Consider the following 24,761-nt stretch of genomic DNA (forward strand, 5'->3'; position numbering starts at 1 on the left):
CCCGGCCCGGCGGCCTGCGCGCCAACGCCGACGCCCTCGCCGACCCCCTCGTCGACGTCCGGGTGGACGGGGAGGGCGGCTTCGTCGCGGCGCCGCCGACGCCGACGAGCCGGCCGCGACCGACGACTCCCCCGGCGCGGCGACCGGCGCGGCGACCGCGGTGATCACGACGGCGGCACCCCCCGCGTAGGGTCCCGCCGTGCCGATCGATCCCGCGGAGCTCGCCGCGCTGCCGAGCATCGACGCCGCCGAGCTGCTCTCCACCCGGATGGGCATCGAGCTCGTGTCGCTGTCGCTGGAGGAGGTCGTCGGGCGGATGCCCGTCGCCGGCAACAGACAGCCGTTCGGCCTCCTGCACGGGGGCGCGAACGGCGTACTGGCCGAGACGCTGGGGTCGACGCTGTCGGCGCTGCACGCCCTCCCGGACCGCTTCCCCGTCGGCCTCGAGCTCGCGTGCACCCACCACCGGTCCGCGACGAGCGGGTGGGTCACCGGCACCGCGCGACCGCTGCACGTCGGCCGCAGCACCTCCACCTCGGAGATCGTGATCACGGACGATTCGGGCAGCCGTGTCGCGACCGCCCGGCTGACGTGTCTGCACCGCGACACCCGGCCCGATCCGGGCCCCTCCGGACGATCGGGTCCGACCGGTTGATCCCCGCCGGACGGAGGTAACGGCCGTCGCCCGAGTCCCGATCACGACTTGGACACAACAGTCCGGCGCGAACTGTCCAGCTCGCAGGGGCCGGGACTAGCTTTCGCGCCTATGCCTCGCCCGTTCGTGGCGGGGCCGAGGCCAGCCTGACGCCCGGGGGGTGCAGGTGCGAGGAGGTCAACGTGGCTAGAGCAAGGCGCATCGCAGCGGTCGCGAGCGGGGCGGTTCTTGCCGTCGTGCTCGCGGGCTGTGCTGCCAACCAGGGGGCGAGCACCGACTCCGGCGCCGCGTCCGCCAGTGCCGACATCCCGGCGGTGACGACCCTGCCCGTGCCGCCGGACGCGCAGAAGCCTGCCGGCAACGGCCAGGCGACCTGCAGCGGCGTGAGCATCGCGTTCGCCGGTGCGCAGTCCGGCGGCAACGCGCAGCTGGGCATCAACATCCTCAACGGCGTCCAGCTCGCCATCAACCAGCACAACCAGGCGAACCCGAACTGCCAGGTGACCCTGAAGAAGTTCGACACCGAGGGCGACCCGGGCAAGGCGCCCGGCATCGTCACCCAGGTCACGAGCGACTCCGACATCATCGGCGTCGTCGGGCTGCCGTTCTCGGGTGAGTCGAAGGCGACCGGCGCGATCTTCGAGCAGGCCGGCCTGGTGCACCTGACACCGTCGGCGACCAACCCGACGCTCACGCAGAACGGCTGGACGACGTTCTTCCGCGCCCTGGGCAACGACAACGTGCAGGGCCCGGCCGCCGCGAAGTTCATCACCGGCAAGCTCGGCGCCAAGAAGGTCTGCGTCATCCAGGACGACTCCGACTACGGCATCGGCCTGGCCAACGCGACCAACCAGGCGCTCGGTGCCGTCGCGGCCGACTGCCAGGACAAGGTCACCACGGGTCAGAAGGACTTCTCGGCCGTCGCCAGCAAGGTGATCGCGGCCAAGCCGGACGCGGTCTTCTACTCCGGCTACTACGCCGAGGGCGCCCCGCTCGACCAGCAGCTGGTCACCAAGGGCTTCACCGGCAAGTTCGTCGGCCCCGACGGCGTCAAGGACGACAAGTTCATCCAGCAGGCGGGCGACGCGTCGAACAACGCGTTCTTCACCTGCCCCTGCGTCCCGGGTGAGCTGCTGCCCGACTTCGCCAGCGCCTACCAGGGCGTGAGCGGCGGGTCCGCCCCCGGCACGTACTCGCTCGAGGGCTACGACTCGACGACGATCCTGCTGCGCGGCATCGACTCCGGCATCAAGGACCGGGCGGCGCTGAAGGACTACGTCAAGAACTACGACGCCGACGGGTTCAGCAAGCACTTCAAGTGGGACTCGACCGGCGAGCTCGCGACCACCGCCGTCTACGGCTACAAGGTCGACAACGGCAAGATCGTCTACATCGGAACGATCGGCTGACACGGCCATCACATCAGTACGACACTCTCGGGCATGCCCGCCGATGACCTCACGGGTCGTCGGCGGGCATGCCCGTCGCACATGAGGGACGTGTGCCCGTGATCTCGACAATCGTGCTCGCCCAAGGCCCCGACTGGATCCAGTTCGATGTCGAGGCCTTCGTGAGCCAGTTCTGGAGCAACACCATCGACGGGCTCGCGTACGGCTCGATCTACGCGCTGGTCGCGATGGGCTACACGATGGTCTACGGCGTGCTGCAGCTGATCAACTTCGCGCACTCCGAGGTCTTCATCGTCGGCGCCTACGCGGTGTTCTTCGTGCTCTCCGCGCTGGGCTTCGGCCCGTCGGCACCGAACCTGAGCGTCGCCGCCCTGGTCGGCGACCTCGTCCTCGCGATGCTCGTCGCCATGCTCGTCTCCGGGCTCGTGGCGGTCGCCCTCGAACGGGTGGCCTACCGGCCGTTGCGCCGTCGCAACGCGCCGCGGCTGGCGTTCCTCATCACCGCGATCGGTGCGTCGTTCGCCATCCAGTACGCGCTCTTCGCCTGGCGTGGCGCCAACCCCGAGCCGGCCGTGATCATGTTCCGGCCGAAGCCGGTCTTCGAGATCTTCGGCGCGACCATCGACAGCCAGCAGCTCGTCATCTTCGGCGCCGCCATCGTGCTGATGATCATCACGGACATGTTCGTGAACCGGACCCGGCTCGGGCGCGGCCTGCGCGCCGTCGCCCAGGACCCCGACACCGCGACGCTGATGGGCGTCAACAAGGAACGGGTCATCGTGCTGACCTTCCTCATCGGAGGCATCCTCGCCGGCGCCGCGGCGCTGTTCTACGTCATGAAGGTGCCCGCGGGCGTCCAGTTCAACGGCGGCTTCATCCTCGGCATCAAGGCCTTCGCCGCGGCCGTCCTCGGCGGCATCGGGAACATCCGCGGAGCCCTGCTCGGCGGCCTGTTGCTCGGCGTCATCGGCAACTACGGTCAGACGCTGCTGGGCAACGCCCAGTGGACCGACGTCGTCGCGTTCGTCGTACTGGTGGGCATCCTGATGATCCGCCCGACGGGCATCCTCGGCGAGTCCCTCGGGAGGGCGCGGGTATGACGACCTCTTCGACCTCGCCGAAGACCGGCACCGCGAGCGAGGCCACCCCCACCACGGGCCGCGGCTGGTTCTTCGGGCTGGGCGACCGGTGGAACAGCCTGCCGCGGCCGCAGCAGTGGGCGTGGCTCGTCCCGGTGGTCGTGCTGATCTACGCGCTCCCGCTGCTCAACCCGCCGCTGCTCACCACCGAGCCGGGGACCAACTTCCCGCTCGCGCTGTTCGACGTCGCGCGGTTCGCGCTCATCGCGATCGGGCTCAACGTCGTCGTCGGCCAGGCGGGCCTGCTCGACCTGGGCTACGTCGGCTTCTTCGCGATCGGCTCCTACGTCGCGGCGCTGCTGACCAGCCCGGACTCCGTGCTGTGGCACATCCCGTACCTGTGGACGCTGCCGCTGGCGATGGCCGTGACGATGGTGTTCGGCCTCATCCTCGGCGCGCCCACGCTGCGGCTACGCGGGGACTACCTGGCGATCGTCACGCTCGGGTTCGGTGAGATCGTCCGGCTCCTCGCGACGATCGTCGAGCCCCTCAAGGGCCAGGTCGGCTTCCAGAGCGTCGGCCACCCGCCGGGCACCAACTCCGAGGGCAACGCGATCTTCGCCGTCTCCAACGGCACACCCTGGTACTGGCTGTGCGTCACGATCACGATCATCGTCCTGTTCCTCGTCGGAAACCTGGAGCGCAGCCGCGTCGGCCGGGCCTGGGTCGCCATCCGCGAGGACGAGGACGCCGCCGAGATCATGGGCGTGGCCACGATCCGCTTCAAGCTGTGGGCATTCGTGATCGGTGCGGCCATCGGCGGGCTGTCCGGCGCGCTGTTCGCCGGGCAGATCGGCTTCGTCAACAACCAGAAGTTCGACGTGCCGACGTCGGTGCTGTTCCTCGCGGCCGTCGTCCTCGGCGGGTCGGGCAACAAGGTCGGCGTCATCCTGGGTGCGTTCGTCGTGTCCTACATCCCGAACAGGTTCGTCGAGCTCGCGGCGTACAAGTACCTGATCTTCGGCGTCGCGCTCATCGTGCTGATGATCTTCCGGCCGCAGGGTCTGCTCGGCGCCCGCCAGCGGCTGCTCGCCTACGGGCGGCAGGCGTACCTGCGGATCGTCGGCAAACCCGAGCAACTCAGTTCGGACAGCTCGCTGAAGGGCGAGGGGGACCGGATCTCATGACCGAGCCGACAGGCGACGACCGGCGCGACCCCGCCGCCCCGGATCCCGGCACCGAGCGGGCCTCCGGCTCGGAGCGGATCGGCAGGCACGCCGCCGACGCGACCCCCGCGGGCACCGCCGCGCACACCGAGGGCGGCGTCGAGCTCGACGAGCAGACCCGCGAGGAGGCCGTCCAGCGGGCCGACGAGCACACCGAGCACCTCGCCGCCGAGGGCCCGGGCCTCGTCCCCGACGGCGAGGGCAGCATCGTCGAGCAGCTCGCCCACATGACGGCGGAGGAGCTCGCCGAGCGCGAGGCCGAGGTCGCGGAGGTGGTCGCGCCCGACCGCGACATCGCCGTCGAGGTCGGCGACACCCTGCTGAGCATGGACGCGGTCACGATGCGCTTCGGCGGCCTCGTGGCGCTCGACGCGGTGTCCTTCGACCTGAAGCGCGGCGAGATCCTCGGGCTCATCGGGCCCAACGGTGCCGGCAAGACGACGTGCTTCAACGCACTCACCGGCGTCTACCGGCCCACGTCGGGTCAGGTCCGGCTCGAGGGCCAGCCCCTCGGGCGCCGGTCACGGCACCAGATCACGCGCCTGGGCATCGCGCGCACGTTCCAGAACATCCGCCTCTTCGGCGAGATGACCGCGCTGGAGAACGTCGTCGTCGGGGCGGACGCCCGGCACCGCACGAGCGTCGTCGGTGCGCTGCTGCGGCTCCCCCGCCACCACCGCGAGGAGCGGCAGGCGATCGACCGGGCCATGGCCCTGCTGGAGTTCGTCGGCATCGCGCACAGGGCCGCCGACAAGGCGCGCAACCTGCCCTACGGCGACCAGCGGCGGCTGGAGATCGCGCGGGCGCTGGCGACCGAGCCCAAGCTGCTGTGTCTCGACGAGCCGGCCGCCGGGTTCAACCCCGCCGAGAAGGACAACCTCATGGGGTTGATCCGCAAGATTCGCGACGACGGCTACACGGTCCTGCTCATCGAGCACGACATGCGGCTGGTCATGGGCGTCACCGACCGGATCGTCGTGCTCGAGTTCGGGCGCAAGATCGCCGAGGGGCTGCCCTCCGAGATCCGGGAGAACCCGGCCGTGATCGCCGCCTACCTGGGGGTGCCCGACGATGCCACTGCTTGAGCTGAACGACGTCTGCGCCCACTACGGCCGGATCCAGGCCCTCGACGGCATCACCCTGACCGTCGAGGAGGGCGAGGTCGTCACGCTGATCGGGGCCAACGGCGCCGGCAAGACGACGACCATGCGCGTGATCTCCGGGATCCGTCCCGTCTCGTCGGGCAAGCTGCTCTTCGACGGCGACGACATCAAGTCGCTACGCGCCGACCTGCGCGTCGTGCGTGGCATCTCCCAGTCCCCCGAGGGCCGCGGCGTGTTCCCGGGCATGACGGTGCTCGAGAACCTCGACATGGGCGCCTACACGCGCAAGGACCGCAAGTCGTTGGGCGCCGACCTCGACCGGGTCTTCTCGCTGTTCCCGCGGCTCGCGGAGCGGCGCACCCAGGCCGGGGGCACCCTGTCCGGCGGTGAGCAGCAGATGCTCGCCATCGGCCGCGCGCTGATGGCCAAGCCCCGGCTGCTGCTGCTCGACGAGCCGTCGATGGGCTTGGCGCCGCAGTTCATCGCCCAGATCTTCCGGATCATCACCGAGATCAACGAGCAGGGCACCACGGTCCTGCTCGTCGAGCAGAACGCCCAGCAGGCGCTCAGCCGCGCCGACCGCGCGTACGTGATCGAGACCGGACGGATCGTGAAGGCCGGGACGGGCGCGGAGCTGCTCGCCGACCCGGCGATCAAGGAGGCCTACCTCGGCGTGGCCTGAGGCCGTGACGCACGACGCCCCGGCGGCTCCTGGTGGGCCGCCGGGGCGTCGTCGTCGCCACGGGGTACGGGTCAGCGCGCCTCGGCGAGGCCCTCGACCACTGCCTCGGCGACCGCCTTCATCGTCGTGCGCCGGTCCATCGCGGTGCGCTGGATCCAGCGGAACGCCTCGGGCTCGCTCATGTTCTGCTTGCTCATGAGCAGGCCCTTCGCCCGGTCGACGACCTTGCGGGTCTCCAACCGGTCCGACAGCGTCGCGACCTCGTCCTCCAGCGCCTTCTTCTCGGCGAACCGGGAGACGGCCAGCTCGATCGCAGGTACCAGCTCGTGCCGGGCGAACGGCTTGACCAGGTAGGCCATCGCGCCCGCGTCGCGCGCCCGCTCGATGAGGTCGCGCTGGCTGAACGCGGTGAGCATCACGACGGGAGCGATGCGCTCCTCGACGATGGTGCCCGCCGCCTCGATACCGTCCTTCTTGGGCATCTTGATGTCCATGATCACCAGGTCGGGTCCGAGGCTGCGGGCCAGCTCGACCGCCGCCTCGCCGTCGCCCGCCTCACCCGCGATCTGATAGCCCTCCTCGGTGAGCATCTCGGTGAGATCGAGACGGATGAGCGCCTCGTCCTCGGCCACGAGCACTCGCCAGCCCGGGGCGGGTCCGGCCGCCTCGGCGGCGTCGTCCTCGGAAACCTGCTGAGCCACCGGGGTCTCTCCTTCGAACGGTTGGGGCGACTGAGAAGGGGCAAGGCTACCGGGATAAGCTCGTGACCCGGACGACGATCTCCGTTTCGTGGGCGGAGACACGTCGCCGGACCCCCCGCCGGCGCCCCGGCGGACGGTCGTGCGGTCAGGCCCCCGTAGCCCAATCGGCAGAGGCAGCGGACTCAAAATCCGCCCAGTGTGCGTTCGAGTCGCACCGGGGGCACCACGAACCAGATCGCGCCGTCCGGCGCGCCCTGCCCGCGGCGCCCGCACCTCGTCCGCCCGGCCGGGTGGCTCGCGCACCGCAGCGACCGTGAGGGCTCGTCGGCCCGGCGCGGGAACGAGCGCGGCACCGCTCGGCCCGCCGAGGCTCGGCCCCCGGCCCTCGGCACCGCAACGCCCGGCCCGCAGCGCCGCTCGGTCCGGCGCCGCGCTCGGCCCGTGGCGCCGCGCAGACCACGGACACCGCTGCGCCCGCGGCAGAGCCCCGGCCCTCGGCACCTCCGGACGAGGGTCCCGCCGTGCGGCCGAGCCGTGCCGGAGCCGGCGCTCGGCGGTGCTGTTCCCGAGCGCGGCCGACGGCCGGCGACGTCCGGTGGGCCGTTCGGTTGGCGACCGTCACGGTGAACCGCCTCGGCATCCGGGTGGTGCAGGCACATCACGGCGACCTGCGCGGATCGCGCCGTATTTCACCCGTTCGTCGGCCAACCTCGAGGCCTCTCGCTGCCACGACCACCCACATGCACCCCGTTCGTCACGATCTCGGCGAGACGCTCGGTAACGCAATGGTCACGGGTGGCCGAAGATACCCGCGCAGTCCCGCTCCCCACGCGACTGAAAGCGGATTGAAGGAAATGACCTCACACCGAGTGGCTACCCCTGTGCGCCGACGATGGTCGCGCGCCCGTCGCCGGCAGACGTTCGTCGCCGCGGCCGTGCTCGCGATCGGAGCCGGCTTCGCCATCCACGGCGTCGCCTCCGCGGCGCCGCAGACGCTCAGCGTCGGAGGCGGATCGTCGTACAAGACGATCCAGTCGGCGCTCAACGCCGCCAGGCCCGGCGACACCGTCGAGGTGTCGGCCGGGACCTACCCCGAGGCGTTGAAGTTCCCCACCAGCGGCACCTCCACCGGCTGGATCACGTTGCGCAGCAAGGCCGGCGCCAAGGTCGTCGTCGACGGCCGCAACAGCCTCAAGAGCGGCAACGGGCTCGTCAGCCTCGACGGGCGCTCCTACATCCGGATCTCCGGGCTGACGATCACGAACTCCCCGACGCACGGCATCTACGGCACCAACGCGTCGAACATCCAGATCTCGCAGACCGAGGTGTCCAACACTCGCAACGGCGGGCTCGTGCTGCTCAACGGCGCCAACGCCGTCATCGACGGCAACAACGTGCACCACACCAACCAGGCAGGGACGTCGGCGTCGAACGAGGCCGTCAGCCTCGTCAACTACGACACGGTCGACATCAAGAACAACCAGGTGCACGACAACGGCGAGGAGGGCATCGACGTCAAGTACGAGACCCGCAACGCCCAGGTGCACGGCAACCGCGTCTACAACAACCGCGGACCGAACATCTACGCCGACTCCGTGCACGACGTGAAGATCTTCGACAACGTCGTGACCGGCGCGACGAACTCCAGCAAGCCCGGGATCCTGATCGCCGTCGAGTCGTACTCGCCGACGAAGAAGTTGGCCCGCGTCGACGTCTACAACAACGTCCTGACCGGCAACGCCGGCGGCGGGATCGGGTTGTGGAAGGAGGGCGGCGGCACGATGTCGGACATCCACATCACCAACAACGTGGCCTACGCCAACAAGCGGGCCGGGATCGTGTTCAGCACCAGCGGGTTCAGCGGCACGAACGTCATCCGCAACAACATCCTGACCGGCAACCCCTCGCCGATCAGTGGCGGCACCGGCGGCTTCACCGTCGACCACAACCTGACGACGGACGACCCGAAGTTCGTCGACGCCGCGGCCGGTGACTTCCACCTGCAGGCGGGCTCCCCCGCGATCAACGCGGGCGTGGGCACCCTCGCGGTGGCCGTCGACGCTGCGGGCATCGCCCGACCCAAGGGCGGCGCGTTCGACCTGGGCGTCTTCGAGCGCTGACGCACGCTCAGCCGAGCCCGACCCGCGCGCGGTCGCCGCGGCCCAGCCGTTCCAGGGCCGCGGCGACCGCGCCGGCGCCGTCGTCCCCGGCGACGCGCTCGGCGAGCCTGGCCGCCGCCCGGCGCATCTCGGGCCGGGTCACGGCCGTGGTGATCCGGCAGGCGAGCGCCTCGGCACCACGGCCGCCGTCCGCGGGAAGAGCCAGGAATGCGGCACGTCGTCGACGACGAGGACGTCGTCCCCCGCGACCTCGAGACCCGCCCACCCCCGGCCCACGACCGCGCGGGTTCCGCTGCGCCGCAACGCCTCCGCGAGGATCGACGACAGCCGTTCCCCCTGTCCCGGACCCATGGACCCGAACCCGACGTAGACCGGCGCGGGCCCGGCCTGCAGGAACGCGGCGAGATCGGCGGGCGGCTCCCAGGAGTCGGGGACGTACGGGTACCAGTAGCCGACGACCTCGAGCCCGGGCCGCCAGTCCACCGGGCGCGGCAGCACGTGCGGGCTCCACCCGTGCCACACCGGCCACCGGGTCTCACACAACCGGCGCAGCGACGCGACGGGCGACCGCCGGGGCAGGCCCATCACCGCGCGGACGTGCGCACTCGCCCGGTGGAACGGCGTCGTCGACAGCCGCGCGAGCTCGCCCGCCACCAGGTTCCCGGCCGGGCCGAGCGACCGCGCGGTGTGGAACAGGACCGGCGGGAACGCCCGGGTCGGCTCGACCGGCCGGCTGAACAGCCCCGCACTCGGGATGGCGTGGCCCTCGGCGACGTCGACACCGAACTGGGCCGTCATGGTGACCAGCAGGACGTCGGCGTGCGCGGCCGCCTCGACGAGGTCGTCGGCCGCGCCGCAGAGGTACGTCGTCATCGCCTCGGCCTGCTCGGTGAGGAACCGCAGCGAGCTCCGCGGGCCGGTGCCGAGGTCCGCGATCGTGCGCGCGTCGCCCGCCAGGCGGCGGAACGCGACACCGCCCACACGCACGGTCTGCTCGAACTCCGGGTTCGCGGCGACGGTGACCTCGTGGCCCGCGGAGGCCAGCCGGCGCCCCAGCCCGACGAATCCCACGACGTCCCCTCGCGACCCCGGCGCGGCGATCAGCACCCGCACGACATCCCCTCCCCGCGGGTCCTGCGGTCGGCCGCGGACCCACCTCGACACCCGACGCCCGCCGACACTGCTGAATCGGACGGTGCCGGACGATGCCGTCCGGCCCGTTCCTCGGTACGTTCAGTGTCCGCTCGACGAGGAGGTCGTGGTGGGCATCTCCGTGTTCCTGGTCGACGACCACGAGATTGTCCGGCGCGGCGTCGCGCACCTGCTCGACGCCGAACCCGACATGGATGTGGTCGGTGAGGCCGCGTCGGCCACGGAGGCGCTGGCGCGCATCCCCGCGGCGCACCCGGACGTCGCGATCCTCGACGTGCGGCTGCCCGACGGCGAGGGCATCAGCGTCTGCCGCGAGGTCCGGTCGATGCTCGACCCCCCGCCCGCGTGCCTGATGCTCACCTCCTACAGCGACGACCAGGCGCTGTTCGGCGCGATCGTCGCGGGCGCGGCCGGCTATCTGCTGAAGGACGTGGCCGGGACCAACCTCGTCGGGGCCGTCCGCACCGCCGCGGCGGGCGGCAGCCTCATCGACCCGGAGACCGCGGCCCGGGCGCTCGAACGGCTGCGGACGCCCGAGGACCCGCGCTACGAGTCCCTCTCGCCACAGGAACGCCGGATCCTCGACCTCATCGCGACGGGCCTGACCAACCGGCAGATCGGGGCGGAGCTGTTCCTCGCGGAGAAGACCGTCAAGAACTACGTGTCGTCGCTGCTGCACAAGCTCGGCTTCGCCCGCCGGACCGAGGCCGCGGTCTACGCCGCCAGCCGTCGGCGCGCGGGACGCCCCCCGGCGCCACCGCCGCAACGCTGACCCGGCGCGCTACCCCGCGCGATCCGCCCCGACCGGACGCCACCGCGCGCAGCGCCGACCAGACGCCACTCCGCCACGACCGACCGGCGCCACCGCGCGGTCCGCCGGTTCGGCCCCACCCCGCGCTCCGCCGACTCGGCGCCACCCCGCGCACCGCCGACCGCGTGCCACCGGCGCGGCGGTGTCCGACGTGGACCGTGCGTGGAATCCTCGCGCCGGTGGACGCCGAACCGCCCGTCGACGCGCCCGGTCCCGCCGCCGCGCACGACGACCGCGACCCCCCTGTGGAGCTGCGCGTCCACGGCGTCGCGGGAACCCCGCCGGAGCTCATGCTCCAGCTCGTCCCCGCCGTGCGGACCGATCGCGCGGAGCAGCCGCCGGACGACGACGACGGCGCGATCACCGAGTGGCGCCAACCGCCCGCCCGGCCGCAGCTGCGGGCGTGGTCGTGGGGATCGCTGACGTCGGGCCGCTGGTACCAGGCGTTCTATCTGGTGCTGCTGCCGTTCATGCTGGCGAACCTCGCCGGCTGGGCGCTGCTGGCGAGCCCGGACGGCGGCCCGCCGACCGGCACCGGCGACCACGCGGACCGCGAACGTCCCGCGCGCGGCGTCCGGATCCGCTGGTGCGTGCTGCTCGTGCGGCTCGCGGCGCTGCTGGTCACGACGATCTTCGCGTTCTGGACCCAGCTGGTCGTGGCCGATCTCGTCACCTACCAGTGGCTGGTCCGGCACGCCGGATGGCCCGGCTGGACCGTCGGCGCCGGGTTCGCGGTGACGGCCGGTGTGCTGCTCGCGGTCGTCTGGCTCAGCCGGATCCGGACCCGGCCGACGCGCAGGCACGTCGATCCCTGGGCGGTGTGGACCGACCCGGCCGGCCGGGCGTCGCTGCACCACGACCAGCCTCCCATGTGGAACAGCCCGGGCATCAACGTCGGGCTGCGCCGGCTGCACCTGTCGGCCGCGCTGGGCGCCGTGGCGCTCGCCGGCTGCTGGCCGAGCGCCGGTGGCTGGACGACGTGGCGGACGGCGGGGCTGTGGTGCGCGGTCGCGACGCTGGCCGCCGTCGCCGTCCTGACCTGCTGGATCAGCCTCGCGGACGGCGAGGCGCCGGGCTCGGCCGACCCGGCCGGTCCTCCGCGGGCGCTGCGGGGGCACGGGCTGCCGCCCGCGGCCCTCGTGCGGCACGGCACGTGGCCGCCCGCCGCGGCGGCACTCGCGCTGGCCGCCGTCGCCACCGGCGGGGGCGACACGGCCTGGGTCGGGGCACACCCGTTCCTCCCGGCGCTGCGCGGTTCCGCGCTGTGGCTCAGCCTCGCCGTACTCGTCGTCGCGGCGCTGGTCGGCGTGGTCCAGGGCAGGGTGGTCCCGGCGCCGGGAACCCCGCCGCGGCGCCGGGACCTGCGGCGGGCCAACGCCCCGTCGATCCTGCTGCTCGCCGCCGCGATCGGGGCCGCGCTGGGGGCGGGCATCGCCGAGCAGGTGGCCCGGCTCGCCGGGTCGACGTGCAGTGTGGGCCCGTGCGTGGTCGTCGGCGACACCGTCGGCTGGATGGCCATCGTGTTCACCTCGATCCTCGCGGCCGTCGGTCTGGTCGTCGCGCTGTGCTGGCTCGCGCTGCGGCTCGTCCCGCGGGCCGACGGCCGTCGACCCCCGGCCGCGGTCGCGTTGCGCTCGTTGACCGTCCGCGGCTCGTGGCTGACGGCGCTGCTCGGCGCGCTCGGCTCGCTGGCCACCGTCGCCGGGATCGCCGTCGCGCTGGCCCGCGGCGGGCTCCCCCCGGTGAGCGCGGTCCCGGTCGCGGTGTCGGCGACGGTCGTCGGCACGCTGATCGTGCTCACGCTCGGCCTGCTCGCCGCGGCGCTGCGGCACCGCCACGTGCGGACGCCGGTCGCGATCGGCGTCGCGGTCGCGGTCGTCGCCGTGGCCGCGGTGGTGGTCTGGGCGCTGCGGTCCGGCCGGTCGTGGCAGGTCCTCGGGGTGCCGCTGCCGCCGAGCACCTTCGCCGAGTTCTCGCTCGTCGTCGCGATCCTGCTGCCGACGGCGCTGGTGCTGCGGCGGATGTACGCCGCGGTGCGCAGCGTCGCCGCACGGCGCGGCGTCGGGGTGCTGTGGGACGTCGGCACGTTCTGGCCGCGGTGGTTCCATCCGCTCGCGCCGCCCACCTACTCCGACCGCGCCGTCACGGGCCTGACCGACCGCATCGGGGACGTCGAGCCCGGCGAGGTGTTCGTCGTGGCGGCGCACAGCCAGGGATCGGTGATCGCGGGCACCGCGCTGCTCGCCGCGAACCCGCGGACCCCGGTCGCGCTGCTGACGTTCGGCTCGCCGTGGCATCACCTCTACGGCGAGTTCTTCCCCGGCTACTTCGACACGGGAGCGACGGCGGCGCTGGTCGACACGCTCGACCGGCGCTGGCGCAACCTGTACCGCGACACCGACCCGATCGGCGGGCCGGTCCACGACCCGGCCGTCGACGCGTCCGCCCTCGCCGACCCGCACCTGCGCATCCACAGCGACTACTGGCTCGAGCCCGAGTACGGCGTCGCCGTCGCGCGCCTCGAGCGGGCGATCAGGTCGGCGGTGCAGCACCCCACGCCGGGGCCGTCGGAACGGACCGGACGACCGGCGAGGGAACAGACCACGCCCACGACCCGTTGACCCCACCATGGCGACCGTTGAGCTGACCACCGAGAACTTCGACGACGTCGTCGGCGGACCCGGAACCGTGTTCGTCGACTTCTGGGCGTCGTGGTGCGGGCCGTGCCGTCAGTTCGGACCGGTCTTCGAGGAAGCCTCCGAGCGGCACACCGACATCACGTTCGCGAAGGTCGACACCGAGGACCAGACCGAGCTGGCGCAGGCCTTCGGGATCTCGTCGATCCCGACGGTGATGGCGGTGCGCGACGGCGTCGTCGTCTACGCGCAGCCGGGTGCGCTGCCCGGTCCGGCGTTCGAGGACCTCATCGGCAAGGTCCGCGACGTCGACATGGAGAAGGTGCGCGAGGCCGTCGCGCAGCAGCAGGCCGAGCAGGCGGCCCAGCAGGGCGACTGACCCGTGCGTGGCGATGGTCGCTACCGCGGTACATCGCCACTCACGACCCACGGCGTGGAGCGTCGTCCCCAGCCGTCGCGCCGCACGACGAACTCACGACCACCCTCAAGAGCGAACGGCCCCGGGACCGCGGTCCCGGGGCCGTCGTCGTTCGGCGCGGCTCGACGACCCGTCAGCTCCGTCGAGCCGGACGCGACCCGCGGTCAGCCCGCCTGCGCCGTTCCCGGGCGCAACGGCTCCAGCTCACCGGCGACCCCCTCGGCGGCCCTGCGCAGCAGCGGGACCGCCTGCTGGATCAGGGCGTCGGACATCCGCGGCGACGGGCCCGAGATCGAGACGGCCGCCCGGGGCGCGCGGCCCGGGACGGCGACCGCGACGCACCGGACGCCGATCTCCTGTTCCTCGTTGTCGACGGCGTAGCCCGCCTCGCGCACCCGGTCGAGCTCGGCGCGGAACCCGTCGGGCGTGATGATCGTGTGCCCCGTCTGCGGGTGCATCACCGACCCGGCGACGATCATGTCGGCCTGCTCGGGCGGCATGAGCGCCAGCATGGCCTTGCCGACGGCCGTGCAGTGCACCTGCGCCCGGCGGCCGACCTCGGTGAACATCCGCATCGCGTGCACGCCAGGGACCTGCGCGGTGTAGACGACGTGGTCGCCGTCGAGCATCGCGAGGTTGGCGCTCTCGCCGATCTCGTCGACCAGTTCGCGCAGGTAGGGCATCGCCCAGGTGCCCAGCAGCTGCGAGGCGTGCTCCCCCAGGCGCATCAGGCGCGGCCCGAGCGCGTACTCCCGTGACGGCTGCTGGCGCACGTAGCCGAGGTCGACGAGGGTGCGGACGAGCCGGTGGATCGTCGGCAGCGGGAGCGCGAGACGGGCCGCGAGCTGGGACAGGCCTGCCGTCCCACCGAGGTCGCTCATCGCCTCCAGCAGCTCGAAGGTGCGCTCCACGGACTGGACGCGGCCGCTCCCCCGCTCGGGCGCAGGGTCCGCGCCGGGCTCCGGACCCGCTGGGGACTGCTTGGGCATCTCGCCGCTCCCGTGTCGATGCGCGAACCGGCCGGAAGCGCACATCGTCTTCCGCCATCCGGAATCCTACCCGCCGGTCCGGCCGGCCCCGGACGCCGCGCGAGGCCGAGCGCGCCCCTTCGCCGCGGCCGGACCCGCCGCACCCCGGGCGCAGCCCGCCGGCCGCCGGCTGCTCCGTGCTGCCCAGGCCCTGCTCAGGCGTGACGTCGCCCGCACGGCATCCGTCGGTCGGCCGCCGTCCACGCAGGTCGAGTGTTTGACAGGTGTCCCCGCTCACTTTACAGTTCTCGCAGAACAGAAGTTGACTTCCACGATACGAAATTGGAAGGAGCGGCGTCCCCGTGAACCGCCCCGCGATGCGCTACCTGCCCAACTGCTCGCTGCTGTTCGCCGAGCTCCCGCTGCTCGAGCGGCCGGCCGCCGCGAAGGCCGCCGGGTTCGACGCGGTCGAGTTCTGGTGGCCGTTCGCCGAGGCCGTGCCCGCCGACGCCGAGGTGGAGGCGTTCGTCACCGCGATCTCCGACGCCGGGGTCGCGCTCGTCGGGCTCAACTTCTTCGCGGGCGACCTCGCGGGCCCGGACTGCGGCGTGCTGTCGCTCCCGGCGCGCTCGCCCGAGTTCCGGGCGAACCTCGCCGTCGCGGCATCGATCGCCGGGCGCCTCGGCGTCCGCGGCCTCAACGCGCTGTACGGCAACCGTGCCGACGGCGTCAGCCCGCAGGAGCAGGACGAGCTCGCCACCGAGAACCTCGTCCTCGCCGCCGAGGCGGTCGCGGCCGCGGGCGCCACCGTGCTCGTCGAGCCGATCAGCGGGCCCAAGCCCTACCCGCTGCGCACCGCCGCCGACGTCGTCGCGGTCGTCGACCGGGTGCGCGCCGCGGGTGCCCCGAACGTCGGCTTCCTGTTCGACCTGTTCCACCTGGGGGCCAACGGCGACGACCTCGACGAGGCCATCACCCGGCACTTCGACGTGATCGCCCACGTGCAGATCGCCGACGTACCCGGCCGCGGCGAGCCCGGCTCCGGCGAGCTGGACCTCATGGGCCGGCTGCAGACCCTGCAGGACAAGGGCTACGACGGCTGGGTCGCGCTGGAGTACAAGCCGTCGACCGGCGACACCGCCGAGAGCCTGCACTGGCTGCCGCGCGCCCGGCGCGGCGCCGCCTGACCTCCCTGTCCGCGATACCTCCGGAGTGACACCAGAATGAGCACCACCACCGTCGCGTTCATCGGCCTGGGCATCATGGGCCGCCCGATGTCGGCCAACCTCGTCGCGGCCGGCTTCGACGTCGTCGGCTACAACCGCTCCCCGGCGCCGATCGAGGCGCTCGTCGCCGCGGGGGGCCGCGGGGCGGGCAGCATCGCCGAGGCGGTCAAGGGCGCCGACGTCGTCGCCGTCATGGTCCCCGACTCCCCCGACGTCGAGGCGGTCCTCGCGGGCCCCGACGGCGTGTTCGACAACGCCGCCGAGGGCACGCTCGTCATCGACTTCTCGACGATCCTGCCCGACGTCTCGCGCCGGCTCGCCGCGCAGGGCGCCGAGCGCGGCCTGCGCGTCCTGGACGCCCCCGTCTCCGGCGGCGAGGCGGGCGCGGTCGAGGGCGTGCTGTCGATCATGGTCGGCGGCGACGCCGAGGCGTTCGCCGCGGCACAGCCCGTGTTCGACGCCGTCGGGGCGACCATCGTGCACGTGGGACCGGCGGGCGCCGGCCAGACCGTGAAGGCCGCCAACCAGCTCATCGTCGCCGGGAACATCCAGCTGCTCGCCGAGGCGATCGTGTTCCTGGAGGCCCACGGCGTCGACACCGAGGCGGGCGTGACGGTACTGGGTGGGGGCCTGGCCGGCAGTACCGTCCTGCAGCGCAAGGCGGGCAACATGCTGAACCGGGACTTCACGCCCGGCTTCCGGATCGCGTTGCACCACAAGGACATGAAGATCGTGACCGACGCCGCGCGGGCGGCCGGCGTGGTGATCCCGCTCGGCGCGCACGTCGCCCAGCTGGTCGCGGCGCTGAACGCGCAGGGCCACGGCGGCCTCGACCACTCCGCCCTGTTCACCACCGTCGAGCAGCTCTCCGGCCGCTCCGGTTCCTGACCCGACCCACGAGAGGACCTGTCATGCCTCGTATGAGGACGGTCGACGCGGCGGTCGCGATCCTGCGCCGCGAAGGCATCACCGACCTGTTCGGGCTGCCCGGCGCGGCGATCAACCCGTTCTACTCGGCGGTGCGTGCCGACGGGGGGCTGCGGCACACCCTGGCCCGCCACGTCGAGGGGGCCGCGCACATGGCCGAGGGCTACACCCGCGCGGCGCCGGGCAACATCGGCGTCTGCGTCGGCACCTCCGGGCCCGCCGGCACCGACATGATCACCGGGCTGTACTCGGCGGCCGCGGACTCGATCCCGATCCTGTGCATCACCGGGCAGGCACCGGTCGCGAAGCTGCACAAGGAGGACTTCCAGGCCGTCGACATCGCCTCGATCGCCCGGCCGCTCACCAAGATGGCGGTGACGGTCCTCGAGCCGGCCCAGGTCCCCGGGACCTTCGCGCAGGCGTTCCACCTGATGCGCTCCGGGCGGCCCGGTCCGGTCCTCATCGACCTGCCGATCGACGTCCAGCTCGCCGAGATCGAGTTCGACATCGACGCCTACGAACCGCTGCCCTCCTACCGGCCGGTGGCGTCGCGGGCACAGATCGACAGGGCGCTGGACCTGCTGTGCACGGCGCAGCGCCCGGTGATCGTCGCGGGCGGCGGCGTCCTCAACGCCGACGCCGCCGACCTGCTCGTCGAGTTCGCCGAGCTCACCGGCACGCCCGTCATCCCGACGCTGATGGGCTGGGGCGCGATCCCCGACGACCACCCGCTGATGGCCGGCATGGCGGGCATCCAGACGTCGCACCGCTACGGCAACGCGACCCTGCTGGCGTCCGACCACGTGCTGGGCATCGGCAACCGGTGGGCCAACCGGCACACCGGCGACCTCGACACCTACACCGCCGGCCGCACGTTCACCCACATCGACATCGAGCCGACCCAGATCGGCCGCGTGTTCGCCCCCGACCTCGGCATCGCGTCCGACGCCCGCGCGGCCCTGGCGCTGCTCGTCGAGGCCGCACGCGAGCGTGCGTCGGACGGCACGCTGCCCGACCGGTCCGGGTGGGCGGGCGAGTGCGCCGGACGCAAGGCGACGATGCTGCGCACCACGCACTACGACCAGGTGCCGATCAAGCCGCACCGGGTCTACGAGGAGATGAACCGGGTCTTCGGCCGCGACACCCGCTACGTCACGACGATCGGCCTCTCCCAGATCGCCGCCGCACAGCTGCTGCACGTCTACAGGCCGCGGCACTGGATCAACGCCGGCCAGGCCGGGCCGCTGGGGTGGACCGTGCCCGCGGCCCTGGGCGTCGTCGCGGCCGACCCTACGCGGGAGGTCGTCGCGATCTCCGGCGACTACGACTTCCAGTTCATGATCGAGGAGCTGGCGGTCGGGGCGCAGTTCAACCTGCCCTACGTCCACGTCCTGGTGAACAACGCCTACCTGGGCCTGATCCGGCAGGCGCAGCGCAACTTCGACATGGACTTCTGCGTCCAGCTCTCCTTCGACAACATCAACGCCGACGACGACGCCGCACCCGGGCTCAAGGGCTACGGCGTCGACCACGTCAAGGTCGCCGAGGGCCTGGGCTGCAAGGCGATCCGGGTCGTCGAGCCGGACGCCATCGCGCCCGCGCTCGTCGAGGCACGCCGGCTCGCGGCCGAGCACAAGGTCCCCGTGGTCGTCGAGGTCGTCCTCGAGCGGGTCACCGACATCGCGATGGGCACGGCGCTCGACGCCGTGAACGAGTTCGGCGGTGCCACCTCGGACCCGGCCGACGCGCCGACGTCGATCCTCGCCCGGGCGGTCTGATGCGGGTCGTCGTCGCCCCCGACAAGTTCAAGGGCTCGCTGACCGCCGTCCAGGTGGCCGAGCGCGTCGGGGCCGGGCTGCGGGCGGTCGCGCCGGAGGTCGACGTCGTCGCCCTCCCGGTGGCCGACGGCGGCGACGGCACCGTCGACGTGGCCCTCGCGGCGGGCTTCCACGCCGTGCCCGCCACGGCGTCGGGTCCGACCGGCGAGCCCGTGCAGACCCGGTGGGCGCGTCGCGGCGACGTCGCGATCGTCGAGCTGGCCGCAGTCTGCGGGCTCGTCCGGCTCCCCGGCGGACGGCCGGACCCGTTGGGCGCGAGCAGCATCGGGCTCGGTGAGGTGATCGGGGCGGCGCTCGCGGCCGGCTGCCGGCAGATCGTCGTGGCCATCGGCGGCAGTGCCGGAACCGACGGCGGCGCCGGGCTGCTCACCGCGCTGGGCGCCGTGGTGCGCGACGCGACGGGCCGCCCGGTGCCACTCGGCGGGGCCGCGCTCGCCGGGGCCACGTCGCTCGACCTGACCGGGCTCGACCCCCGGCTCGCCGTGACGGACCTCGTGGTGGCCTGCGACGTCGACAACCCGCTGTGCGGGCCTCGCGGTGCCGCGGCGGTGTACGGGCCGCAGAAGGGCGCGACCCCGGCCGACGTCGCGACGCTCGACGCCGCACTGGGCCACTGGGCCGGCCTGGTCGCCGACGCGACGGGCACCGACCACCGCGACGACCCGGGCGCCGGCGCGGCGGGCGGGGTGGCCTTCGCGGCACGGGCGGTGCTCGGGGCGGCGCTGCGCCCGGGCATCGACCTCGTGCTCGACCTGCTGCGGTTCGACGAGCACCTCGCCGGGGCCGATCTCGTCGTCACCGGGGAGGGCGCGCTCGACGAGCAGACGCTCGCCGGGAAGGCCCCGGCCGGCGTGGCCGCCGTGGCCCGTGCCGCCGGGGTGCCCGTCGTCGCCGTGACCGGGCACAGCGCGCTGACCGCGGCCCGGCTGCGCGCGGCCGGGATCGAGCAGGCCTACGCGCTCACCGACCTCGAACCCGACGTCGCGCGGTGCATCGCCGACGCGGGCCCGCTGCTGGAGGAGCTCGCACGGGGCCTTGCGAGGGACCGGCTCCGCGGCGCGGTGGTCACCTGAGTCGTGGACGACGTTGCCGGCCGTGGCACCGACCATGGCCGGTGACGCCGCTCACGAACCGTCGGCCGGGCCGAACCGGTAGCCGCTGCGCGCGGAGAACTGGGCCGTCACGGCGAACCGGTCGCCGCGCACGAGGGTGTGGCGCCACTCGACGCCGCGCAGCCCCACCTTGCCGAGGCGCTCGATCGAGAACGCGGCGATGCCCGTGGGGATGCCGAGCAGCTCGCGTTCGGACTCCACCGGCACCACCGCCCGGATGTGCTCCTCGCCGCCCGAGAGGCGCACCCCGCAGCGCTCGGCGTACTCGTCGTAGAGCGCGGTGTGGGTGAAGTCGACGTCGAGCAGCGGGGCGGCCAGCGACTCGGGCAGCCACACCCGGTCGACGGCCAGTGGCGACGAGCCCGCGAGCCGCAGCCGCTCCAGGTAGACCAGCGGCGTCGACTCCTCCAGCCCGAGCCGGGTGGCGACGACGCCGTCGGCCCGCACGTCGAGGGTCCGCACGACGCTGCGCTGCCGCAGGCCGGTGGCCTCGACCGAGGCGAAGAGGCTGTAGAGCGCGCCGAGAGGCTGCTCGATCTCGACGGGATCGGCCAGCCGCGGCGCACGGCCCCGCGCCGCGACGACGGTGCCCTCGTCGCGCAGCCTGCGCAGCGCCTCCCGGACGGTGTGCCTGCTGACCCCGTACTCGGCGACCAGCGCGAGCTCGCCGGGGAACGCGTCGGCGAACGCGCCGCCCCGCAACCGGCGCCGCAGGTCACCCAGCAGCTGCGACCACAGCGGCTCGGCGAGCGTACGGTCGAGCGGGGCCGCCCCCAGCTCGCTTGTCACGCCGCTCATCGTCCCCTCGCCGGTCGCTCGTCGCCCGCCCGCGCACTCCGCGACCGGCCCGTCCGTCACGAAACTACCCGTGCGGGCGAACCCGGACCGTCGGCGCCACCCCGTGCCCACCCGGGCGCGCTGCGTCGACACCGGGCTCGTCCGCGGCGAGGGCCTCGCCCAGCGCGACGACGAGCGGGTCCGGTCGCTCCCAGCGCGCCCCCGTCCCCGCCACGGACCGGACCCACTGCACGCCGCGCAGCGCGTTGCAGACGAGCATGCCGTCGGCGGCCGCGAGCTCGTCGATCCCGACGGGCACCAGGTCGTAGGGCAGCCGCATCCCGTCGAGGGCGTCGAGCAGTGCCTGCCGGGCGGTGCCGGGGAGCAACCGGCCGTCGAGCGGCGGGGTGACGAGCCGGCCGCCGCGGACGACGGCGACGCACGCGCGCGTCGTCTCCAGGACGGCGCCGTCGGTCCCGACGAGCAGCGGCGACGTCCCCGCGGGCACGTCGGCCTCCAGCGCGTCGAACCGGTCCCGGTCCGCGAGCTTGTGCGGGCGGCCCGCGGAGTCCCGGACGGGCACGAGCGTCACCCCGGGCTGGTCGGCGGGCGGCACGGGCGCAGGCCACGGCGTGACGACGACGTCGACCCGGCCCGGGTCGTCGGGCCGCGCGTCGACCCGGACCCGCAGGTGGCCGGGGGTGTCGGCGACCGCGGCGCGGACGGCGGCGGGCACGTCGGCGCGCAGCGCGACGCCGTAGAGCTCCCAGTAGGAGCGCTGCAGCCTGCGGAGATGGTCGGCGAGCCGGCGCGGCCGGCCGTCGACGACCAGGAACGTCTCGAAGACCCCACGCGCCGGGTCGGCGTCCGGCGCGGCGCCCGCCGACGGAACGCCGGGGCCCGACGGGAGCCGCCCGCCGAGGACCGCGAGCAGCGGTGCGGCCTTGGTCAGGCACTCCCGCCACTCCTCGATCGGGCTCGAGTCCACCGTGACCCCGCCGCCGACGCCGAGGTGCGCGGTGCCGTCGGCGAAGACCTCGAGCGTGCGGATCGTGACGGCCAGCTCCAGGCCGGCGAGCGGGCCGCTGTAGCCCATTGCGCCGGTGAACAGCCCGCGCGACACCGGCTCCAGCGCCTCGATCACCTCGACCGCGCGGATCTTCGGCGCGCCGGTGACCGAACCGGGCGGGAACGTGGCGGCCAGCAGCGCGGCGTCGTCGGAACCCGGGGCGAGGGTGCCGCGGACCTCCGAGACCAGGTGCCAGACCCCCGGGTGCGGCTCGACCGCGAGCAGCCGCGGCACCGTGACCGTGCCCGTCGCGCACACGCGCGAGAGGTCGTTGCGCATCAGGTCGACGATCATGACGTTCTCGGCGGCGTCCTTTGCCGACGCGGCGAGGACGGCACGCTCCCGCTCGTCGGAGCCGGTCCCGGTCCGCGGCCGGGTGCCCTTGATCGGCTCCGTGCGCACGGTCGGACCCGCACGGTGCAGGAAGACCTCGGGGCTCGCACCGACGGCCGCGCAGTGCGGATCGGCGACGAAGCCGGCCCGCGCCGGCCGGAGCGCCTCGCCGAGGCGCGCCCACGCCTCGGCGGGTGACCCGTGCAGCCGCAGGTCGAGGCGGGTCGCGATGTTGGCCTGGTAGATCTCGCCGCGGCGGATGGCCTGCACGCAGTGCTCGACGGCGGCGACGTGCTCGGCCGGGTCGGGGATTGCGGTGACGTCGAGCCGCACGTCGGTGCGTCCGGGGTCCACGGCGAGGTCGGCGGCGAGCGCGTCGCGCCGGGCCCGGGCGGCGGCCTCGTCGAAGTCGCCGGCGACGTCCAGCAGCGCCTCGTACCACCAGCGGGAGCCGTCGTGGCGCAGCACGTCGCGGTACCAGGCGAGGGACGCGGCGAGCCGGGACCGGCTCGCCGGGAACGGCAGGTGACCGAACCAGCCGCCGCCCACCGCACCGGGCGGCCCGGCCGGCCCCACGACCTCGGGCACGTCGGCGAGCACCGCGAACGGGTCGCCCTCGCCCGTCCGCACCGGGTCGCAGGTCACCAGCGCGCCGCGCGACCACGCACCCGACCACGCCGTGACGCGCTCGCGCCGGGCGAGTCGGCGCACGACGTCGAAGACGCTCAGCCGGGCGAGGTGGGCCGGCATCGGCAGTGTGCAGAGCCGGACCGCCGAGGCCCGGACGCGCTCGCCCACGGCGACCTCCCGTCCCGGCCGGCGTCGCGGGTCCGAACGGTCGCCGGCTGCCGGGCCCGGCCGTCCGGCGGCGCGCGTCCGGGATGGACACGCCCGCGGCGCCCATCATGACGGCCGTACCGGTGACACGGAACCGTCCGGGGCCGGTGTCACACAACCCGTTCGGAGCACCACAGGCCCCGGACGAGTGATCACCGAACCCGGCGGTAACGCCGCTTCGGGCACGTATCGATACGACCATCGGAGTGATCTCCGCAGCGCTACCGAAACGCAACCTGAACTGGGCGTTCCGGCGGCTGCGGCCTGGGATCATGACCGGCGGACCGCCCTGTCGGCGGCGCGCGGCGGGGTGAGGCGCCGCGCCCCGACCGGGCGAGCACGGATATGACGAGGGGGATCGGCCGTGGCCGAGCGTGTGGGGAATGCGGTGGGACCGGCGGCGCGGCCGCGGGACCGAGCGACGCAGGCGCGGGGCGGGCGCCTGCGTCGGACGGCGCCACGGGTGACGGCCCTGCTGGCCGCGGTGCTCGCGACGGCGCTCGTCGGCGGCTGCGCGACCGCCGCCGCGCGGGCCACGCACGCCCAGCAGCAGGCACAGCAGAACGCGCCGGTCGTCGCCGCCTCGGTGTCGCCGACCGCGGGCGCCACCGACGTCAACCCGACCGCGGAGATCAAGGCCGACGGCGGCTCCGGGACCCTGCGCGACGTGGCACTGACCAACGCGAAGGGTGTCGCCGTCGCCGGCACGCTCTCCCCCGACGGCAAGCAGTGGACGGCGAGCGCCCCGCTCGGCTACGGCGGGACCTACACGTGGTCGGGCACCGCCGTCGCCCCCGACGGCACCGCGACCGCGTTGGGCGGCAGCTTCACCACTGTCACCCCAAAGCGCACGGTGAAGGCCACGACCAACATCGGCGACGGGCAGACCGTCGGCGTCGGTGCGCCCATCGAGGTGCACTTCAACCGCGACCTCGACGCGGCCGCGAAGGCCGCCGTCGAGAAGAACCTGAAGGTCACCACGTCGGTGCCCGTCGAGGGCGCCTGGGCCTGGCTGCCCGACGACCAGCTGGGCTCCCGGGTGCACTGGCGGCCCAAGGAGTACTGGCCCGCGGGCACCCAGGTGCAGATGACCGCGTCGGTCTACGGGGTCGACATGGGCAGCGCGGGCTACGGCGCGGCCGACCTGACCAGCTCGTTCACCATCGGGCGCAGCCAGATCGTCAAGGCCGACGTCAACAGCCACCGGATGATCGTCGTCCGGGACGGGCAGCAGGTGATGGACCTGCCCGCGTCCTACGGGCTGAGCAGCGACCCGAACCGCAACACCCGCAGCGGCGTCCACATCGTCATGACGAAGTCGCCCCAGGTGCTGATGACGAACCTGGCCTACGGCTACCAGAACGTCCCGGAGAAGTGGGCCGTCCGGATCTCCAACAACGGCGAGTTCATCCACGCCAACCCGGCGTCGGTCGGCGCCCAGGGCAGCCGCAACGTCACGCACGGCTGTATCAACCTCTCCACGGCCAACGCCAAGACCTACTACGACACGGCGATGTACGGCGACCCGGTCGAGGTCACGGGCAGCGGCGTCGACCTGTCGGCCGCCGACGGCGACGTCTACGACTGGGCCATCGACTGGAACACGTGGAAGTCGATGTCGGCGCTCGCGAGCTGACCAAACGCGCGAACCGCCCGATCCGGCCCGGTGACGGCCCGGTTGC

The 24,761-nt window shown here is 73.4% G+C and carries 21 protein-coding genes and 1 tRNA gene; 16 read left to right on the plus strand and 6 right to left on the minus strand.

Translation table 11 applies throughout. The features are described 5' to 3' along the window. Positions 1 to 199 precede the first annotated feature (199 nt). From PSD17_RS07900 to PSD17_RS07925, 6 genes are all read left to right on the plus strand, one after another. Entirely contained in the window at positions 200 to 655 is a 456-nt protein-coding gene (locus PSD17_RS07900; protein WP_339122275.1) for a PaaI family thioesterase, read from the plus strand. 182 nt (positions 656 to 837) lie between these two features. Beyond that, the gene (locus PSD17_RS07905; RefSeq protein WP_013675961.1) at positions 838 to 2,064 is read left to right on the plus strand and encodes a branched-chain amino acid ABC transporter substrate-binding protein; all 1,227 of its coding nucleotides are present in this window, start codon (positions 838 to 840) and stop codon (positions 2,062 to 2,064) included. A 92-nt stretch (positions 2,065 to 2,156) separates the two neighbouring features. Then, positions 2,157 to 3,164, plus strand: coding sequence for a branched-chain amino acid ABC transporter permease (locus PSD17_RS07910; RefSeq protein WP_013675962.1), 1,008 nt, complete (start codon positions 2,157 to 2,159; stop codon positions 3,162 to 3,164). Next, on the plus strand, positions 3,161 to 4,330 hold the full coding sequence (locus PSD17_RS07915) for a branched-chain amino acid ABC transporter permease (RefSeq protein ID WP_234027923.1): 1,170 nt from the start codon (positions 3,161 to 3,163) through the stop codon (positions 4,328 to 4,330). The genes PSD17_RS07910 and PSD17_RS07915 overlap by 4 nt, the downstream gene beginning before the upstream one ends. Positions 4,331 to 4,596: 266 nt before the next feature. Then, positions 4,597 to 5,454, plus strand: coding sequence for an ABC transporter ATP-binding protein (locus tag PSD17_RS07920; protein ID WP_143770947.1), 858 nt, complete (start codon positions 4,597 to 4,599; stop codon positions 5,452 to 5,454). Continuing rightward, positions 5,441 to 6,154: an ABC transporter ATP-binding protein gene (locus PSD17_RS07925; RefSeq protein ID WP_013675965.1), complete on the plus strand. Its 714-nt coding sequence runs from the start codon at positions 5,441 to 5,443 to the stop codon at positions 6,152 to 6,154. Before PSD17_RS07920 ends, PSD17_RS07925 begins: the two co-directional genes overlap by 14 nt. 71 nt (positions 6,155 to 6,225) lie before the next feature. Here the strand turns inward: PSD17_RS07925 and PSD17_RS07930 are convergent, their stop codons facing one another. Continuing rightward, a complete protein-coding gene (locus tag PSD17_RS07930; RefSeq protein ID WP_013675966.1) occupies positions 6,226 to 6,855 on the minus strand; it encodes an ANTAR domain-containing response regulator in 630 nt (209 codons plus the stop codon). A 149-nt stretch (positions 6,856 to 7,004) separates the two neighbouring features. Here PSD17_RS07930 and PSD17_RS07935 point away from each other — a divergent pair. After that, positions 7,005 to 7,081 (plus strand) — tRNA-Leu (locus PSD17_RS07935). Positions 7,082 to 7,724: 643 nt separating this feature from the next. Continuing rightward, the gene (locus PSD17_RS07940; RefSeq protein WP_339122276.1) at positions 7,725 to 8,975 is read left to right on the plus strand and encodes a right-handed parallel beta-helix repeat-containing protein; all 1,251 of its coding nucleotides are present in this window, start codon (positions 7,725 to 7,727) and stop codon (positions 8,973 to 8,975) included. A 7-nt stretch (positions 8,976 to 8,982) separates the two neighbouring features. Here the strand turns inward: PSD17_RS07940 and PSD17_RS07945 are convergent, their stop codons facing one another. Together PSD17_RS07945 and PSD17_RS07950 are read right to left on the minus strand one after the other, a co-directional pair. Beyond that, complete coding sequence (locus tag PSD17_RS07945; protein ID WP_339122277.1) at positions 8,983 to 9,117, minus strand: hypothetical protein; 135 nt, start codon at positions 9,115 to 9,117, stop codon at positions 8,983 to 8,985. After that, complete coding sequence (locus tag PSD17_RS07950) at positions 9,114 to 10,088, minus strand: glycosyltransferase (RefSeq protein ID WP_339122278.1); 975 nt, start codon at positions 10,086 to 10,088, stop codon at positions 9,114 to 9,116. Before PSD17_RS07950 ends, PSD17_RS07945 begins: the two co-directional genes overlap by 4 nt. A gap of 148 nt (positions 10,089 to 10,236) precedes the next feature. Here PSD17_RS07950 and PSD17_RS07955 point away from each other — a divergent pair, with 148 nt between their 5' ends. From PSD17_RS07955 to trxA, 3 genes are all read left to right on the plus strand, one after another. Continuing rightward, complete coding sequence (locus PSD17_RS07955) at positions 10,237 to 10,899, plus strand: response regulator (protein WP_013675970.1); 663 nt, start codon at positions 10,237 to 10,239, stop codon at positions 10,897 to 10,899. A 218-nt stretch (positions 10,900 to 11,117) separates the two neighbouring features. Further along, positions 11,118 to 13,559 (plus strand): hypothetical protein, encoded by a 2,442-nt coding sequence (locus PSD17_RS07960; protein WP_339122279.1) that lies wholly within the window; start codon positions 11,118 to 11,120, stop codon positions 13,557 to 13,559. 7 nt (positions 13,560 to 13,566) lie between these two features. Then, a complete protein-coding gene (gene trxA, locus PSD17_RS07965) occupies positions 13,567 to 13,953 on the plus strand; it encodes a thioredoxin (RefSeq protein WP_013675972.1) in 387 nt (128 codons plus the stop codon). Positions 13,954 to 14,156: 203 nt separating this feature from the next. On the opposite strand, the gene PSD17_RS07970 is transcribed toward trxA, so the two are convergent. Continuing rightward, on the minus strand, positions 14,157 to 14,981 hold the full coding sequence (locus PSD17_RS07970) for an IclR family transcriptional regulator (RefSeq protein ID WP_013675973.1): 825 nt from the start codon (positions 14,979 to 14,981) through the stop codon (positions 14,157 to 14,159). A 341-nt stretch (positions 14,982 to 15,322) separates the two neighbouring features. Here PSD17_RS07970 and PSD17_RS07975 point away from each other — a divergent pair, with 341 nt between their 5' ends. From PSD17_RS07975 to PSD17_RS07990, 4 genes are read left to right on the plus strand one after another with little or no spacing between them, the layout of a single operon-like run. Beyond that, positions 15,323 to 16,147: a hydroxypyruvate isomerase family protein gene (locus PSD17_RS07975; RefSeq protein WP_339122280.1), complete on the plus strand. Its 825-nt coding sequence runs from the start codon at positions 15,323 to 15,325 to the stop codon at positions 16,145 to 16,147. A 36-nt stretch (positions 16,148 to 16,183) separates the two neighbouring features. Further along, entirely contained in the window at positions 16,184 to 17,074 is an 891-nt protein-coding gene (locus PSD17_RS07980) for a 2-hydroxy-3-oxopropionate reductase (protein ID WP_013675975.1), read from the plus strand. 23 nt (positions 17,075 to 17,097) lie between these two features. Then, entirely contained in the window at positions 17,098 to 18,891 is a 1,794-nt protein-coding gene (gene gcl, locus PSD17_RS07985; protein ID WP_339122281.1) for a glyoxylate carboligase, read from the plus strand. Then, positions 18,891 to 20,024: a glycerate kinase gene (locus tag PSD17_RS07990; RefSeq protein WP_339122282.1), complete on the plus strand. Its 1,134-nt coding sequence runs from the start codon at positions 18,891 to 18,893 to the stop codon at positions 20,022 to 20,024. Before gcl ends, PSD17_RS07990 begins: the two co-directional genes overlap by 1 nt. A 51-nt stretch (positions 20,025 to 20,075) precedes the next feature. Here the strand turns inward: PSD17_RS07990 and PSD17_RS07995 are convergent, their stop codons facing one another. Both PSD17_RS07995 and PSD17_RS08000 read right to left on the minus strand, forming a co-directional pair. Next, the gene (locus PSD17_RS07995; RefSeq protein WP_013675978.1) at positions 20,076 to 20,861 is read right to left on the minus strand and encodes a GntR family transcriptional regulator; all 786 of its coding nucleotides are present in this window, start codon (positions 20,859 to 20,861) and stop codon (positions 20,076 to 20,078) included. 64 nt (positions 20,862 to 20,925) lie between these two features. Further along, positions 20,926 to 23,040, minus strand: coding sequence for a bifunctional chorismate-binding protein/class IV aminotransferase (locus tag PSD17_RS08000; RefSeq protein ID WP_339122283.1), 2,115 nt, complete (start codon positions 23,038 to 23,040; stop codon positions 20,926 to 20,928). Between the two features lie 502 nt (positions 23,041 to 23,542). Between PSD17_RS08000 and PSD17_RS08005 the strand changes: the two genes are divergently transcribed. After that, the gene (locus tag PSD17_RS08005; protein WP_233899083.1) at positions 23,543 to 24,715 is read left to right on the plus strand and encodes a L,D-transpeptidase; all 1,173 of its coding nucleotides are present in this window, start codon (positions 23,543 to 23,545) and stop codon (positions 24,713 to 24,715) included. Positions 24,716 to 24,761: the final 46 nt, after the last annotated feature.

It is taken from the genome of Pseudonocardia sp. D17 (assembly GCF_036984265.1).
GTDB lineage: Bacteria > Actinomycetota > Actinomycetes > Mycobacteriales > Pseudonocardiaceae > Pseudonocardia > Pseudonocardia benzenivorans.